Source organism: Sneathiella litorea, assembly GCF_009882915.1.
Taxonomy (GTDB): Bacteria; Pseudomonadota; Alphaproteobacteria; order Sneathiellales; family Sneathiellaceae; genus Sneathiella; species Sneathiella litorea.
In genome coordinates, this window is sequence record NZ_WTUW01000001.1 from 1,070,037 (window position 1) to 1,086,375 (window position 16,339).

Annotated in this window: 16 protein-coding genes, 1 tRNA gene and 1 pseudogene; 15 read left to right on the forward strand and 3 right to left on the reverse strand. The window is 50.2% G+C overall.

Annotation, left to right across the window (positions count from 1 at the left end; translation table 11 throughout):
• Positions 1 to 34: 34 nt before the first annotated feature.
• Positions 35 to 619 (reverse strand): bactofilin family protein, encoded by a 585-nt coding sequence (locus GQE98_RS05155; RefSeq protein WP_161314556.1) that lies wholly within the window; start codon positions 617 to 619, stop codon positions 35 to 37.
• Between the two features lie 170 nt (positions 620 to 789).
• Here GQE98_RS05155 and GQE98_RS05160 point away from each other — a divergent pair, with 170 nt between their 5' ends.
• A complete protein-coding gene (locus GQE98_RS05160) occupies positions 790 to 1,008 on the forward strand; it encodes a DUF2842 domain-containing protein (protein ID WP_161314557.1) in 219 nt (72 codons plus the stop codon).
• Positions 1,009 to 1,330: 322 nt separating this feature from the next.
• Here GQE98_RS05160 and GQE98_RS05165 read toward each other — a convergent pair whose 3' ends face one another.
• A complete protein-coding gene (locus tag GQE98_RS05165; RefSeq protein WP_202526088.1) occupies positions 1,331 to 2,065 on the reverse strand; it encodes an alpha/beta fold hydrolase in 735 nt (244 codons plus the stop codon).
• Between the two features lie 46 nt (positions 2,066 to 2,111).
• On the opposite strand from GQE98_RS05165, the gene GQE98_RS05170 reads away from it, so the two are divergent.
• From GQE98_RS05170 to lepA, 10 genes are all read left to right on the forward strand, one after another.
• On the forward strand, positions 2,112 to 3,293 hold the full coding sequence (locus GQE98_RS05170) for a glycosyltransferase family 4 protein (RefSeq protein WP_202526089.1): 1,182 nt from the start codon (positions 2,112 to 2,114) through the stop codon (positions 3,291 to 3,293).
• Between the two features lie 150 nt (positions 3,294 to 3,443).
• Positions 3,444 to 5,375 carry a threonine--tRNA ligase gene (thrS, locus tag GQE98_RS05175; protein WP_161314559.1) on the forward strand — a complete coding sequence of 644 codons (1,932 nt, stop codon included), beginning with the start codon at positions 3,444 to 3,446 and terminating at the stop codon, positions 5,373 to 5,375.
• 115 nt (positions 5,376 to 5,490) lie between these two features.
• Positions 5,491 to 6,027: a translation initiation factor IF-3 gene (infC, locus tag GQE98_RS05180; RefSeq protein WP_425501095.1), complete on the forward strand. Its 537-nt coding sequence runs from the start codon at positions 5,491 to 5,493 to the stop codon at positions 6,025 to 6,027.
• 174 nt (positions 6,028 to 6,201) lie between these two features.
• Positions 6,202 to 6,630 carry an Hsp20/alpha crystallin family protein gene (locus GQE98_RS05185; protein ID WP_161314561.1) on the forward strand — a complete coding sequence of 143 codons (429 nt, stop codon included), beginning with the start codon at positions 6,202 to 6,204 and terminating at the stop codon, positions 6,628 to 6,630.
• Between the two features lie 678 nt (positions 6,631 to 7,308).
• The gene (gene rpmI, locus GQE98_RS05190) at positions 7,309 to 7,506 is read left to right on the forward strand and encodes a 50S ribosomal protein L35 (protein WP_161314562.1); all 198 of its coding nucleotides are present in this window, start codon (positions 7,309 to 7,311) and stop codon (positions 7,504 to 7,506) included.
• A gap of 12 nt (positions 7,507 to 7,518) precedes the next feature.
• The gene (gene rplT / locus GQE98_RS05195) at positions 7,519 to 7,881 is read left to right on the forward strand and encodes a 50S ribosomal protein L20 (RefSeq protein ID WP_161314563.1); all 363 of its coding nucleotides are present in this window, start codon (positions 7,519 to 7,521) and stop codon (positions 7,879 to 7,881) included.
• A gap of 92 nt (positions 7,882 to 7,973) precedes the next feature.
• Positions 7,974 to 9,050 (forward strand): phenylalanine--tRNA ligase subunit alpha, encoded by a 1,077-nt coding sequence (pheS, locus tag GQE98_RS05200; protein WP_161314564.1) that lies wholly within the window; start codon positions 7,974 to 7,976, stop codon positions 9,048 to 9,050.
• Entirely contained in the window at positions 9,047 to 11,449 is a 2,403-nt protein-coding gene (pheT, locus tag GQE98_RS05205; RefSeq protein ID WP_161314565.1) for a phenylalanine--tRNA ligase subunit beta, read from the forward strand. The genes pheS and pheT overlap by 4 nt, the downstream gene beginning before the upstream one ends.
• A 69-nt stretch (positions 11,450 to 11,518) precedes the next feature.
• On the forward strand, positions 11,519 to 11,968 hold the full coding sequence (locus tag GQE98_RS05210; RefSeq protein ID WP_161314566.1) for a PaaI family thioesterase: 450 nt from the start codon (positions 11,519 to 11,521) through the stop codon (positions 11,966 to 11,968).
• A 64-nt stretch (positions 11,969 to 12,032) separates the two neighbouring features.
• Positions 12,033 to 13,835, forward strand: coding sequence for a translation elongation factor 4 (gene lepA, locus GQE98_RS05215; protein ID WP_161314567.1), 1,803 nt, complete (start codon positions 12,033 to 12,035; stop codon positions 13,833 to 13,835).
• Here lepA and GQE98_RS05220 read toward each other — a convergent pair.
• The gene (locus GQE98_RS05220; RefSeq protein ID WP_161314568.1) at positions 13,832 to 14,149 is read right to left on the reverse strand and encodes a hypothetical protein; all 318 of its coding nucleotides are present in this window, start codon (positions 14,147 to 14,149) and stop codon (positions 13,832 to 13,834) included. The genes lepA and GQE98_RS05220 overlap by 4 nt on opposite strands.
• A 195-nt stretch (positions 14,150 to 14,344) precedes the next feature.
• Between GQE98_RS05220 and GQE98_RS05225 the strand changes: the two genes are divergently transcribed.
• From GQE98_RS05225 to GQE98_RS05235, 4 genes and pseudogenes are all read left to right on the forward strand, one after another.
• Positions 14,345 to 14,434 (forward strand) — tRNA-Ser (locus GQE98_RS05225).
• Between the two features lie 142 nt (positions 14,435 to 14,576).
• Positions 14,577 to 14,753 (forward strand): annotated as a pseudogene (locus GQE98_RS18520) (DUF6538 domain-containing protein); the annotation flags it as partial.
• A 24-nt stretch (positions 14,754 to 14,777) separates the two neighbouring features.
• Positions 14,778 to 15,626: a hypothetical protein gene (locus tag GQE98_RS05230; protein ID WP_161314569.1), complete on the forward strand. Its 849-nt coding sequence runs from the start codon at positions 14,778 to 14,780 to the stop codon at positions 15,624 to 15,626.
• On the forward strand, positions 15,623 to 16,330 hold the full coding sequence (locus GQE98_RS05235; RefSeq protein ID WP_161314570.1) for an IS6 family transposase: 708 nt from the start codon (positions 15,623 to 15,625) through the stop codon (positions 16,328 to 16,330). The genes GQE98_RS05230 and GQE98_RS05235 overlap by 4 nt, the downstream gene beginning before the upstream one ends.
• The last annotated feature ends 9 nt before the right edge of the window (positions 16,331 to 16,339 follow it).

Here is a 16,339-nt window from a genome sequence, read left to right on the forward strand (position 1 = left end):
TTTACGACTATAAATAGGGAAATAGGTCTGGTGGCTAGACCGATTCTTTTTCGGCTTTGGCGTCTTCGGCCTTATCCTTTTCTTTTTCCATTTCGGTCAGCAGATTTGGCTGCTCTCCTGCAATCTTCTGCATGCTGCCACCAATCTCTCCGCCCGGCTCAATCTCGATGTCGCCATAGCTAATTGTGCCCGTCACGCAACCGGTTTTGCGTATCACGAGACGTTTGCGAGCTTTCATTGTGCCGTCGAATTTACCGGAAATGTCGGCCGTATCTATATCAACGGTCCCATTGAACATCCCGCTTTCGCTGATCTCGATTTCCTTACTGGTCATTGACGCTTCGACCTTCCCCTCGACGATCAACCGATCACAGGCTGTAATTTCGCCCTTCAAGTGGATATCTGCGCCAACGTGAAGTTTACTGCCTTCTTTTTTCGCCTCAGCCGCGCCGCCGTAAGTTGCAGGCTTCGAACGCATGTTGTTATCAATACCAAAGCTTCTTGTTCCGCCAGTTGTTGTCATTGGTTTTACTCTGCTTTCAAGTTTTTGATCAGAAGGAGAGGGAGTATCCTTTTTGGTTTCCGGTGCATCGGATAATTTCGGTTTCTTTTGAAACATATTTTTCCCCAATAGTACTAAAGTCGTAATTTGCCGGAGTTGGCCATAGAATAGTGTCCGGCATGAGTTGGTATTTTGTCAAAACTATGGCAATAACCGTGTGTTTTCTTTTTATAGGCTACCACTAACTTTAACATATCTCTTGAAACGAAAACTGCAAATTTTGTGAAATGATGACACCTTCTCGAAAAATAATTGGCCTAATCGGACTACTATCGCTTTTGACAATTTACTGCGCGATTTGCGTCTTTATTGCTGTTCAGTTCCTGCCGGACAATAAGGTGGCGCAACTGGTATTTTATCCGTTCGCAGGTATCATCTGGATTTTCCCGGCGGCGAAAATTATCAAATGGATGCAGATGCCTTTGGATAAAGAAAAGCTGGAATAAAAAAGCCGGATCGAGAGGGGGGATCGATCCGGCTTTACATTGCCTTTCAATGGGAGAGGGGGACTTTCCCAAGGATCAGCAAAAGATTTATAGCGTCTGTACTAAGCTATACATCCTATCTGGTGCTTTTTTTAATAATTTCCAGTGATCAATATCACTCTTTTTACATGTTCGGCTCTTGCCTGCTGGGCCGAATCGCCAAGAATAGAAAAAATGACTAAAATATAATATGTTAGCTGCCAAGTAGCCGTTAGTGCATAGTCTCTTTAATATTAGAAAAATATGACCGTTTTACGGCAGATTATGCAGATTTCCCCGTAAACTACAGCATATTACCAATGCGCTCGGTCGCCAGGATCAGGCGGGTAATATCATCCGGCTCAGATAAGCGATGATCCCCGTTTTTGATCAGTGAGACGGTCACATCCTCGCCGACCAGGGCCTCCTGAATTTTCAGGGCGGTTTGCCAGGGCACACTGTCATCTTTCATCCCCTGCAACAGATGTACGGGGCAGGTTACGTTTATGGGGCCGTCCAGAAGAAAGTTACGTGGCCCATCATCAAGCAGCTTTCTGGAAATGATGTAGGGCTCGTCAGAATATTCGGAAGGCTGTTCCCAAAACCCTTTGGATTCGATGGCGTCCTTTCCATCCTGTGGCATGTCGTCCCACATGCGCGCGGTGAAATCGGGCGCAGCAGCAATTCCAATAAATCCAGCAACACGTTCGGGTCGGAGAAGCGCCATACGCAATCCGATCCAGCCTCCCATAGAGGAACCAACGATGATTTGTGGTCCGGCCGTGCAGTTATCAAGTATTGCCAATGCATCATCAGTCCAGCGGCTGATGGTGCCGTCAGAAAAGTTCCCTGTCGATTGCCCGTGTCCAAGATAGTCAAATCGTGTATAGCTACGATGGCGATCGATCATTGCCTTTTCGAGGATTGTCGCCTTGGTCCCTTCCATATCGGACATGAACCCTGAGCAGAAAATCACGCCGGGAGAAAAGCCGGCTGTGTGGTGATAGGCGAGGGATTGACCATCGGGCCGAGCCAGCATACTAGGTGTGTCAGTCGAAGTCATATTTGAATAGTAGAAGCCGTTGATGAATAATATGGATCCTGAGCATAGCACTCCTTCACCGTTAAACGAAAGGCGTCATCCGACTGTTTTACAGATCCTTCCGGGTTTGCATGGTGGTGGTGTCGAGCGGGGCACGATCGAGATGGCTTCTGCCCTGAAAGAAAAGGGATGGACGCCGATTGTCGTCTCCTCGGGTGGGATCATGATCCATGAACTGAAACGAATTGGGGTCCGTCACCTCACCTTGCCCGTTGATTCGAAAAACCCTTTCGTGATGCGGCGTAATATTGCGCGGCTTGCCGCAATTGTACGGGAGTATGATGTCGATATCCTCCATGCGCGCAGCCGGGCACCCGCTTGGAGTAGTTATTTTGCTGCAAAAAAGACCGGCGCGCATTTCATCACGACCTTTCATGCGGCATATAATCGCGGTGGGTTTTTCAAGAATGCCTATAATGCAATCATGACCAAAGGCGAGCGTGTGATCGCTATTTCAGATTTTATCGCTGATCATATTCACCGTCATTATGATGTTCCGCCAGGAAATGTCGTCACCATCCCGCGCGGCGTGGATTGCCGGAAATTCAATCCGGCCGCAATCCATGCGGAGCGGATCATTGAAATGGCGCGTAATTGGGGATTGCCGGATGGAATCCCCGTGATCATGCTCCCGGGCAGGTTGACCCGATTGAAGGGGCATCAAACGTTTATTAAGGCGCTGGCCCGGATTAAGGACATGGAATTTTTAGCCTTGCTTGTGGGCAGCACCGAAGGACGGGATGCCTATTGCGCAGAGTTAAACGACCTTGTGAAAGACAATGGCCTTGAAGGCCGGGTTCAGATAAAGGGACATTGCGATGATATGGCGGTGGCGTTGATGCTCTCTGACGTTGTCGTATCGGCAACGACTGTGCCAGAAGGATTTGGCCGCATTGCCGTTGAAGCGCAGGCTATGGGGCGTCCGGTGATCGCCACCGCTCATGGGGGGTCCATGGAAACGATTATTGATGGCCAGACAGGCTGGCTAGTGCCGGTGGATGATGCCGAGACAATGTCGGACGCCCTTGCCGCTGCGATAAACCTCACCACCGATGAACGCGAAGCGGTTGCGCTTCATGCGAGAGAGCATGTCATGACTCACTTCGCTGTGGAGCATATGTGTAACGCAACAATTGCGTTGTATGAAGATATCCTCGGGCATTAATTAATCGCGAAAAATGAAGTCAGGGAAGCTAATTTCTCCATTAGGGCGTCTATCGCTTGACATGACCCGTCAGTTTTCTACATTCCGGCCATGATTGTGGATCCAGGACAGGGTGTTGTTCGGGGCCGGTCATGGAATGGATGGTATTGAATGGTAAACGGACAAGTACAAATTACGCTCCCCGACGGAAGCAAGAGAGAATTTGATAAACCGATCTCAGGCGCGGAGTTGGCGCAGGATATTGGTCCCGGCCTCGCAAAAGCAGCTCTGGCACTTCGTATAGACGGCGAAATGAAGGACCTCAAAACGGTCCTTGATCAAGATACTGCCGTCGAAATTATTACGGTTCGCGATGAGGATGATGCGGTTCTTGAACTGCTGCGTCACGACGCCGCGCATGTGATGGCGGAAGCTGTGAAGGAACTTTATCCAGAAACCCAGGTTACGATTGGTCCGGCTATCGAAAACGGGTTTTACTACGATTTTGCGCGCGAAGAAGCCTTCACTCCGGATGATCTTGAGAAAATCGAGAAGCGGATGCATGAAATCGTTGACCGGGATGAGGAAATTATCCGGGAAGAATGGTCTCGCAATGATGCCGTCGAGTTTTTTAAGAACAGTGGCGAACATTACAAGGCAGATATTATCCACGCGATTCCCGAAGACCAGCCAATTGGTATTTACCGCCAGGGCGACTTTCAAGATCTGTGCAGGGGGCCTCACCTGCCGTCGACGAAAAAGCTGGGCCATGGGTTCAAGCTGATGAAGCTTGCTGGCGCTTATTGGCGTGGCGATTCTCGCAATGAGATGCTGCAGCGGATTTACGGAACCGCCTGGCGCAATGAAAAGGAATTGAAGGCGTATCTCCATCGGCTGGAGGAGGCTGAGCGGCGAGATCATCGTAAGCTCGGCCGTGAAATGGATCTTTTCCATTTGCAGGAAGAAGCCGTTGGCATGGTGTTCTGGCATGAGAAAGGCTGGACACTCTATCGCACGCTGGAAAATTATATTCGTTTTAAGCTGGAGAATGCCGACTACAAGGAAGTAAAAACACCGCAGCTTGTGGATCGCAAGCTTTGGGAGGCTTCTGGACATTGGGAAAAATTCGGGGAACATATGTACACCACCGAATCGGAAGAGCGGACCTTCGCGCTCAAGCCGATGAATTGCCCCTGTCATGTGCAGATTTTCAATCAGGGCATTACCAGCTACCGGGATTTGCCGCTTCGTATGGCGGAGTTTGGCTCCTGTCACCGCTATGAACCTTCAGGTGCCCTCCATGGCATCATGCGCGTCCGCGGATTCACGCAGGATGATGCCCATATATTCTGTACCGAAGATCAGATTATGTCGGAGACGGAAGTCTTCTGTGAGCTTCTGCTCGACATATACAAAGATTTTGGCTTTAGGGAGGTGAAGGTTAAGTTCTCCGATCGCCCGGATGTTCGGGCAGGCGAGGACGCGATCTGGGATAAAGCAGAAGGAGCCCTTCGGGAGGCGATCGAGGCGACCAACATTGACTATACCATGAACCCCGGAGAAGGCGCCTTTTATGGCCCGAAACTGGAGTTTGTGTTAACCGATGCCATTGGCCGGGATTGGCAATGCGGAACACTGCAGGTCGATTTCGTGCTGCCAGAGCGATTGAATGCAAATTACATCGGCGAGGATGGCGCAAAGCATCGCCCTGTTATGCTGCATCGGGCAATTTTTGGTTCGATGGAGCGATTTATTGGCATTCTGATCGAAGAATATGCGGGCCGATTCCCGTTGTGGCTCTCACCGGAGCAGGTTGTGGTTGCGACTATTACAGACGAGGCAGATGATTATGCCCGCAAAGTGTTGGCTGAGTTGAAGGCCAACGGGATTCGTGCAAGCCTTGATCTGCGAAATGAAAAAATCAATTACAAGGTCCGGGAGCACAGTCTTGCGAAAGTGCCTGCGTTACTGGTCGCCGGAAAACGCGAAGCGGAGGAGAAGACTATCTCTGTCCGTCGGTTAGGGGAAAAACATCAGAAAGTCCTGCCGCTTGATGAGGCAATTGCCGCGCTCGTTGCGGAAGCGAAGGTGCCAGGACAATGAATTGTAGCCATTGCTAAAACTAGCTGTGGCAATAAATCATTAAAAAATATAAAATATCATACTTGAACCCTCTATCGAGGAGGGAAACTGGATCAATCATTTAAGGAGAAAGTAAATAGCTCGACCACAAAGAAATACGATGCCCACGAAGGATGGGCCGCGTACCAATGAAGATATCAATGTCGCTAATGTCCGTTTGATCAATGACGACGGTGACAATATTGGTTTGGTGAGCATTCAGGCTGCATTTGGTTTAGCAGATGAAGCCGGTTTGGACCTGGTGGAAGTTTCCCCTGGAGAGACACCGGTTTGTAAGCTTATGGACTTCGGCCGCGCCCGGTTCGAAGCCCAGAAAAAAGCGGCCAAGGCTCGCAAAAAGCAGAAAACCTTCGAGATCAAAGAAATCAAGATGCGGCCGAATATCGACCAGCATGACTATGAAGTCAAAATGCGGGCAGTGAACAAGTTTTTGGAAGCAGGCGACAAGGTAAAAGTCACCATGCGCTTTCGTGGCCGGGAAATGGCCCATCAGGAACTTGGTATGAAACTACTGCATAAAGTTCGTGATGAGACAGAAGAGTTGGCGAAAGTTGAGCAGCACCCGAAAATGGAAGGCCGCCAGATGACGATGGTTATCGCGCCAACGAAATAAACTAGAAATAATTATATTATCAAAGCCTGCGTGGTTCTCTGAACAAACGCAGGTTTTTTTGTGGCTGAAATATGCATATTATTTCTGCGATTGATCGAAGTCATTGAAATTTGACTGAAAGAATTTATTTTTTTGCACGCTACTCATAGCTGATTCAAACTGAGGAGGTGCAATATGTCTAGTAAAGTTCCAGTATCGCATAATGGTGATTGGTGGACAGATATTTATGAACCCTTCCGCTCATTTGGTTATCGGGTTCGTGACTTCTTTTCTCCAACGGTAGAGGCTGGCTTGACTGAAGATGGGTATGATATTTCCATTGAGTTGCCGGGCGTTAAGGAAAAGGATGTGGATATTTCTCTTGATGACAACATGCTTACAATCAAAGGGGAGAAGTATTCGAAAAAGGAAGAAAAAGACGAAACTAGATATTTTTCGGAAAGAACTTATGGATCTTTCCAGAGAACTTTTCGATTGCCGACGGAGGTCAAGGCCGAAGCTATTGAAGCGCATTTTGAGGACGGGGTTTTGCAGATTAAAATACCGAAGTTAAAAGGGTCGGCCAGTTCGACAAAAAAAATCCCAATCAGCAAGAAAAGTTGAATTGTTAAGTGTCAGGGCCGCCTCGAAGTAGATTTCAGGGCGGCCCTTTTTATATGCGAGATCACAGGCATCATATCCAGATTAACAAACACGGTCATGGGGCTCTTTTCCCTAAGGGAGGTGAAATGGAAGGGTGTTGGTATCTCCATGCATCAGGAGAACGGGCTTCGCATATTTCGCCGATAAATTTATTAGGCGCGGGCTAAATGTAGTGAATGCGTTGCATTTCTGACAAACTTGCGTCGTGCGGGATGCCTGATATTTATGACGCGTTACATCGGCTTGGGTCGCGATGACTATTGCGGTAGCGCCAATTCTTGCGGCCTCGGCAAAGGCGCTGTCCAGCCAGATCAGATTTGCCCTGTCCCTCGCGTCTGTGTGCGTTGGCGAGCATCAGGAAGGCTAGACTGGCAATAGTCACATAGCAGCCAAATTTCGATAAAATAATCCTCATCTTCTCCTCGTTTTTCTGTTAATTCTGCTGCTTGAAAAAGGTTGCTTGAGTGCATGGGAGGCGACGGGGAAACTCATTTGTGACAACGGCTGAAATAAAGCCATTCAAAGGGCTTGAATTTGCCGGAAAGCGAAGGTATAACCCTCGCTTCGCTGAGCATTCCGGCCAATTGGGGCTGCCGAGTTTGCTCAATCGCTTCAACGGTTATTTTAGAGGAAGCCAAAATGCCCAAGTTAAAAACCAAGAGCAGCGTGAAAAAGCGTTTCTCTCTCACGGCGTCCGGGAAGGTTCGCGCCAACCAGGCTAATAAGCAGCATGGTATGATCAAGCGAACCAACAAGCAGATCCGCAATCAGCGTGGTACGACTATTCTTGCTGATCAGGATGCCCGCATCGTCAAAAAATTCATGCCTTACGGCTAAGGAGAGAGATCCATGGCACGTGTAAAACGCGGCGTGACAACGCACGCCCGCCACAGAAAAGTTATCAAGGCAGCCAAAGGCTACTATGGCCGCCGTAAGAATACATTCCGCGTTGCGGTTCAGGCAGTTGAAAAAGCTGGCCAGTACGCTTACCGGGATCGTCGGACCAAGAAGCGGAATTTCCGCGGCTTGTGGATCCAGCGCATTAACGCAGCCTCGCGCGAACTTGGCATGACATACGGAAACTTTATGCACGGTCTCAAGCTGGCCGGCATTGAAGTAGACCGCAAGGTTCTTGCCGATATTGCCGTACGCGAGCCTGAGGCCTTCAAGGCATTGGTTGATGCAGCGCAACAGGCTGCTGCCAAAGCCTGATAATCCGGGCCCTCGAAAACCTAGACATTTTCGTAGACCACTTTATTAAAAGGGGGCCCAGTTTGTGGCCCCCTTTTTATTTGCGAGTTGTGATGCAGGATATTGAAAAGCTTGAACAGGAATTGCTGATAGAGATTGGCAATGTAACCGATCTGGACGCGTTGGAATCACTTCGTATTTCCGCGCTTGGCAAGAAAGGCAGCGTTAGCCTGATGATGCGCGGCCTGGGCCAGATGGACCCGGCTGAGCGCCAGACCGTTGCGCCGAAACTTAATAAGTTGAAAAACACTGTCGGCGAGGCTGTTGAAAGAGCTAAAGCGTCTCTTCATGCGGCGGCGCTTGATGCAAAGCTGGCGGAAGAGCGAATTGATATCACCTTGCCGGTGCGACCGGAAACAACGGGACGTATCCATCCGATAAGCCAGGTTATGGATGAAATAACAGAGATTTTCGCGGGCATGGGGTTCGATGTTGCAGAAGGCCCGGATATAGAAAATGATTTTAATAACTTTACGGCTTTGAATATCCCGCCAGAGCATCCGGCGCGTCAAATGCACGACACCTTTTACCTGCCAGAAAAGGAAGATGGCTCGCGGCAGCTTTTGCGCACGCATACATCGACTGTGCAGATCCGCACGATGCTTTCGGAAAAACCGCCGCATCGTATTGTCGTACCCGGCAGAACGTTCCGAAGTGATTCTGACCAGACACATACCCCGATGTTCCACCAGATTGAAGGATTGGTCATCGACAAGACAAGTCACATGGGCCATTTAAAAGGGGTGCTTGCAGAGTTCTGCAAGGCGTTTTTCGAACTTGATGAAGTCACGATGCGCTTCCGGCCATCCTATTTTCCCTTCACTGAACCGTCGGCGGAGATGGATATTCGCTGCACTTTCGCAGGTGATCATGTGAAGGTCGGCGAGGGCGATGACTGGCTGGAGATTCTCGGCTGTGGCATGGTCAACCCTCGCGTTCTGGCGCATTGCGGTCTCGACCCGGCGGAGTATCAGGGGTTTGCCTGGGGCATGGGTATCGACCGGATTGCCATGCTGAAATATGGCATTCCGGATTTGCGTGCCTTCTTTGACTCAGATTTACGCTGGCTTAAACATTATGGATTTGTCCCGATGGATGTTCCGACGCTGGGCGGAGGGTTATCACGATGAAATTCACGGTATCCTGGCTGAAAGAACATCTTGATTATGACGCATCGCTCGAAGAGCTGTCAGATAAGCTCACATCCATAGGTCTCGAAGTTGAAGACATCCTCGATCATTCCAAAACGCTGGACGCTTTTCGTGTCGCCCATGTGATCGAAGCCGTGCCGCACCCGGATGCGGATCGTCTGCGCGTCTGTAAGGTCGATACGGGTAATGAAGTGGTGCAGGTTGTCTGTGGCGCGCCGAATGCAAGAACAGGGATGAAGGGTGTATTTGCCCCCTCTGGTTCTTACGTTCCCGGGACTGACCTGTTGTTGAAGCCGACGAAGATTCGCGGTGTTGAAAGTAACGGTATGTTGGTCTCTGAACGGGAGATGGGCATTTCGGATGAACATGACGGTATCATTGAGATGCCGGAGGATGCAGAGATCGGAGCTTCTTTTGTTCATCTCGCCGGGCTGGATGACCCGATGATCGAGATAGCGATTACTCCTAATCATCAGGATGCACTCGGTGTTTATGGTATCGCGCGGGACCTGGCTGCAAGTGGGTTCGGAACGCTGAAGCCGCTTAATACGACAGCAATTGCGGGAACCTTCGAAAGCCCCATTTCGGTTCACTTGAATTTCACCGATGTTGACCCTTTGCCCTGCTCCAAATTCGCCGGGCGGTATATACGCGGCGTCAAGAATGGGCCAAGCCCGAAATGGCTGCAGAAAAAGCTGATTGCCATTGGGTTGCGTCCTATTTCTGCGCTGGTCGATATCACAAATCTTGTCACCTTTGATCTAGCCCGTCCGCTTCATGTGTTCGATGCGGACAAGGTTAATGGCGATATTCAGGCTCGCCTGGCCAGGGACGGGGAAACGCTCCTCGCGCTAGACGGCGAGGAATACAAGCTTGATAGCGACGCTTGCGTCATTGCCGATGATACGCATGCGCTTGGCCTTGGCGGTATCATGGGCGGAGAATTGAGCGGCTGTTCAGAGGAAACGGTCAATGTCTTTATCGAGACGGCGCTGTTCGATCCGGTACGGATCGCGACGACCGGACGTAAGCTCGGGATTGAATCAGATGCCCGCTATCGCTTTGAACGGGGTGTCGATCCGGCCTTTGTTGAGCCCGCCGTTGAAATTGCAACGCGGCTGATCCTTGATCTGTGTGGAGGCGATCCAAGCGAGGTTGTGATCGCAGGTGAGGGCCCTGACTGGCATAAAACTGTTGAGCTTCGCAAGTCCCGCGTTAAGGACCTTGGCGGTATTGACGTTCCCGTGGCTGAGATGATGACAATTCTCAACAAGCTTGGGTTTGCGCCTGAAGAAATGGGAGAGGCAATCCGAACAAACGTTCCTTCCTGGCGCATGGATATCGATGGTGAGGCGGATCTGGTCGAGGAGGTTCTTCGTATCTATGGATATGACAATATTGAGCCTGTTCCACTGCCACTGGAGAATGTTGTCGCAAAACCGGCAGTGAACGCAAAACAGCGCCGGGTCCGGATCGCGAAAAGAGCGCTGGCCGACCGCGGTATGATGGAGGCGGTAACATGGTCCTTCCTGCCGCGCGCCCATGCCGATCTTTTTGGTGGCGTTCCGGATGAAATCGTTCTTGTCAATCCGATCAGCGCGGATCTTGATGCGATGCGTCCATCACTTTTGCCGAACCTAATTGCGGCGGCCGGGCGGAACCATGCGCGCGGCTTTGCCGATATTTCCCTTTTCGAGGTGGGTTCCGAGTATCACTCCGACCAGCCCGAAGGACAGGTCATGGTGGCTGGCGGTATTCGCGGAGGGCAAACGTCTTCGCGGCATTGGGCCGGAGGTGGTCGCAAGTTTGACGCTTATGATGCGAAGGCGGACGCACTGGCATTGCTTGAAGCTGTGGGCGGTCCGGCCAACTCTGTTCAGGTTGTAGCAGGCGCGCCGGATTGGTATCATCCTGGCCGATCAGGTGTGATGCAGCTTGGCCCGAAGAACCGGCTTGCGGCTTTTGGTGAAATTCATCCGCGTGTACTGGAAGCCATGAAGGTGAAAGGCCCAATCGTTGGGTTTGAGATCTATCTCGACAATATACCGCTTCCCAAGTCGAAAGAAACCGCGCGGCCACCGTTAGCCGTTTCTGATTATCAATCCGTTGAGCGGGATTTCGCCTTTGAAGTCGATGTGGATATTACCGCTGACACGATTATCCGCGCAGCACGGGGAAGTGACAAGAAGCTGATTGCGGACGTGTCAATTTTTGATATTTACCAAGGGGAAAAGATCACCGCGGGTAAGAAATCCGTTGCCTTTTCTGTCCGCCTGCAGCCAACAGACCGAACCTTGACCGAGGAAGAGATTGACGCCGTGGCGGCAAAAGTCATTGGGAGTATTGAGAAAGCTACGGGTGGCAGTTTGCGACAATAGCCTGCATTAGTGTCAGTTTAAAAGGGGAGCTGAAATTGCTCCCCTTGTTCTGTTTCTGGAGAAAAAGAAATGACAATGAATGTACCAGAAGGATTTAGGGAGTTTCCCGGCTCGATGGGGTTTGTCGAAATCACCGGACCCTTAATGATCAAGAAAATGGATAGTGACGCTTATCTTGGTCTTCGGATCGAGCCAAGACATTGCAATCCGGCAAATATCTGTCATGGCGGTATGTTGATGACTTTTGCGGATATGCAATTGGGGGTCGGCGCGCAGGCCCTGGCCGGTTTTCGGATGTTTTTACCGACTGTCCAGATGTCTTGTGACTTTGTCGCGCCGGCGCCGATTGGTGCCTGGCTGGAGGGCCGGACGCAGCTCGTCAAGCAAACCCGGTCCTTGATATTTGCAAATTGTATCCTGACGGCTGACGACAAGACGGTTTTTAGCTGCTCAGGAATCATGAAGATTCCTTCAGGCAAAGGCAGCTTTTCCAATGTTGTGCTGCCATCGAAAAGTTAGCGATTGAAATTACCGGCAAACCTGCTAGTTGGAAGATCAGAATTCTAGAATTAAAAGAGCATCCATGACCGAACTCGATAAAATTCGCAATTTCTCGATTATCGCCCATATCGACCATGGGAAATCGACTCTGGCGGACCGCCTGATTCAGATGTGCGGCGGACTTGATGATCGCGAGATGCATCAGCAGGTGCTGGATAGCATGGATATCGAGCGGGAGCGCGGCATTACCATCAAGGCGCAGACGGTTCGGCTGCTCTATACGGCGAAGGACGGGGAAACCTATACTTTAAACCTGATTGATACGCCAGGTCATGTCGATTTTGCCTATGAGGTGAACCGTTCGCTTTCCGCCTGCGAAGGGTCGGTACTTGTCGTTGATGCCAGTCAGGGCGTGGAAGCCCAGACGCTTGCCAATGTCTATCAGGCAATCGAGGTTAATCACGAGATTGTACCGGTTCTGAACAAGGTCGACTTGCCCGCGGCCGACGTGGATCGCGTTGTGGAGCAGATTGAAGAAGTTATCGGCATTGACGCCAGCGGCGCAATCCCGATTTCTGCAAAAACCGGCAAGGGCGTGGATGAAGTGCTTGAAGCGGTTGTCGCTCATATCCCGCCGCCCAAGGGCGATCGTAACGCTCCGTTGCGCGGTCTTCTCATTGATAGTTGGTATGATGCCTATCTTGGTGTTGTGGTTCTGTTCCGGGTGCGCGAAGGCGTTATCAAGAAGGGGCAAAAGATCCGCATGATGGAGACGGGAGCAAGCTATCTTGTCGATCGTGTCGGCGTATTTACGCCAAAGGGATTGATCGTCGACGAATTGGGCCCCGGTGAAATCGGCTTCATGACAGCGGCGATCAAGGAAGTTGCGGACACGAAAGTCGGAGATACCATCACAGACGACCGCAAGCCTGCGACCGAACCACTTCCCGGGTTCAAACCGAACCAGCCAGTTGTTTTCTGTGGTCTCTTTCCGATTGATGCCGCTGATTTCACTGAATTGAAATCGAGCCTTGGCAAACTCCGCCTGAATGACGCAAGCTTTTCTTTTGAAGCGGAGACTTCCGCTGCGCTCGGCTTTGGATTCCGCTGCGGCTTTCTCGGCCTTCTGCATCTTGAGATAGTTCAGGAGCGGTTGGAGCGGGAGTTCGACCTTGATCTGATCACCACAGCACCGTCGGTCGTGTACCATCTTTACATGCGTAATGGCACGATGGTTGAAATGCATAACCCGGCGGACATGCCAGATGTCATGCAGATCGACCGGATTGAAGAGCCCTGGATCAAGGCGACGATCATGGTGCCGGACGAATATCTCGGTCAGGTCCTGAAACTCTGTGAAGATAAGCGCGGTGTGCAGGCGGATCTCACCTATGCCGGTTCCCGGGCGATGGTTGTCTATAAATTACCGCTCAACGAAGTTGTTTTTGATTTTTATGACCGGCTTAAATCGGTAACGCGCGGCTATGCCAGCTTTGACTATGAAATGGACAGCTATATCGAGAGTGACCTTGTAAAACTGTCTATTCTTGTCAATTCCGAGCCTGTTGATGCGCTGGCAATGGTCGTCCATCGTGACCAGGCGGAGGCGCGAGGCCGTCAATTGTGCGAGCGCCTGAAGGACCTTATCCCGCGTCAGCTTTTCAAGATTGCTTTGCAGGCGGCCATTGGCGGGAAAGTTGTCGCGCGCGAGACTATTTCCGCCTTGCGAAAAGACGTGACGGCGAAATGCTACGGCGGCGACATCACTCGTAAAAAGAAACTTCTGGAAAAGCAGAAGAAAGGCAAGAAGCGGATGCGCTCTGTCGGAAATGTGGATATTCCGCAGGAAGCTTTTCTCGCAGCTCTTAAGATGGGGGATGACTAGGCCAAAAAGCCCCGTCCCTCCTTCTTCTTTCTTTTGCGGAATAGGATGGCAAGAGTAATGCCGGGCACAAGAAAGACCATCCAGGCCGGCCAGAGTAAAAGCGAGAGAATAAACGGATCCCAGAGCGTGGGCGAGATGTAGCGCTGGACAATAGCCTGCATCAGGTTCAGCCCCTCCGGATTGACAATAAACCAGAGCTCACCGAGCAAAATGGAATGCCAGACCATGTTGTTTAGATATTGCAGTAGGTCATGGCCCACAACCAGAAAAGCGCTTCCGATCAGGATCCAGCCGAAAATACGTCCAATGATCACTTTTTAGTCTACCCCGTTGCTTGATTGGGATATGTTACGTTTAAACTGCGGGGAGTTCAAAGCATCTCTCTCTTCTTCAGCTGAATGTCATAGCAATGTAATTAAATTTGCCTTCTGAGGGGTTTGACCCCTTGCATTCTCCCGACTCTCAAGTATATTCGCCGCGCGCCTCCGATTGTGCGGGGCGCACCCTGCGGAGGGGTGGCCGAGTGGCTGAAGGCGCACGCCTGGAAAGTGTGTATACGGGGAACCGTATCGGGGGTTCGAATCCCCCTCCCTCCGCCACTTTTTCTTCAGGTTAAGAATTTAAGTTACCTAACCTGTTGGTAATTATATCAATTTTGGTTTTAGCTCAAAACCCTGATCGCGTATAAAACGCGGCTGGCGGGCCTCTAGTACAGAAAACTGGTACAGGGAAGGTCTGATCATGGGCGAATATCGACTTGTTTATCTGGTTCGGCGAGGCCGTCAGTTTTACTTCCGAAGGGCAATCCCTTCCGTGGTCATTCCCTATTTGAATAAATCAGAAATCAAGCTATCGTTGCGAACGAACCAACCGGACATCGCAAGGAGGCGGTGCCGGATAATTTCAAATGTTTTCGAACGGTTTTTTGACTATTGCGGGCTTATGTCTGAACTTCCAGCAAATGTGATTGATAAAATCATTAAAGAGTATTTCGCGACCGCGATGCAGGAAGTGCGGGAAATCGTCAAAGATGGTGTTGGTGGCCCCAATCCCGGCATTGATGTTGCGCAAGAACTCATTGGGACCGATAAATTCCTGAAATCCCTGAAATTAGAACTCGCAAGCCGAAATTTTCAGCTAGGGACAATTGGTATTGCGGAGGGTGCGACGGAAAACTCCGGATATCTTTTTCCAAAAAAGGGAACCGACAGTTTCGATGATCTTTGTGAAGGAATTCTTCGAGCAAAAATTGAACAAAGCCGAATATATGCCGCCATGTTATCGGGTGACTATGATCAGATTGAGCCCAAGGATGTCCTCTTCAAAGCACCTGCCTACGGAACCTATGAGCAAAAGGCGAACTTTGTCGGATCAGAGATCACGGTCGGGGAATTGGTAGATAAATTTATCAAACTCAAGTCTGGTAGTAATGAATGGGTAAAGAAGACAGCGGCGGATAATATAAGAGTTCTGAACTGGTTTAAGTTGCTCGTTGGTCCTGATTTATCCATAAGCTCCATCACCAAGGGCAATGTGGAAAAGTTTCGGAACCTGATGATGAGAGTCCCCAGTAGCTTCGAGAAAAAGAAAGATTATGCGGGCATGAATGTCCTGCAGGCGGCGGAAGCACTTGTAGAGGGAAACCAAATTAGCCCAAAAACATCAGATAAATACTTCAAAACCCTGAAAGGCTTTTTAAACTGGTGTGTTGAGGAGGAATATCTCCCTTCGGCACTGTCAGAAGAAAATTGCTTGATGGTCATTTGCTCGTCGACTAGCTTCCGAGCATGATAAAACAGAACTCATTTCGTTATTTCAAGACGTCACCTGAGATCATCCGGCTGGCGGTGATGATGTATGTCCGATTTCCGCTTTCACTTCGCAATGTTGAAGACCTTCTTCATGAGCGCGGTATCGACATTTGCCATGAGACTGTACGCTATTGGTGGAACCGGTTTGGTCCACTGTTTGCGCGCGAGATCCGGAAGAAACGTAATTTTCCTTCCCAGAATTATTCCAACTGGCGATGGCATTTGGACGAAGTATTTGTGAAGATCAATGGTGAAACACATTACCTGTGGCGTGCGGTTGATCATGAAGGAGAAGTCCTGGAAGTCTATGTTTCTAAACGCCGCGATCGCAAGGCAGCCTTGGTGTTCCTTAAGAAACTTATGAAGCGGCATGGAAAACCAAATGAAATAGTAACGGATAGATTACGGTCATATCGTGCCGCTATGAAGACCATCGGAAATGCCGAGGTTCAAGAGGCTGGCCGGTGGAAGAACAATCGCTGTGAAAACTCCCATCTACCATTTCGACGAAGAGAGCAGGCGATGCTGAAATTCAGGCGCCTGCGAAGTTTGCAAAAATTCGTATTTATTCACGCATCCGTCCACAATCATTTCAATCATGAGCGTCACTTAACCAAGCGGAAAATATTCAAGCTTCAAAGAAATGCCGCACTGGCCGAGTGGCAGCAACTCAGCGCGGCATGATAGTGGCAC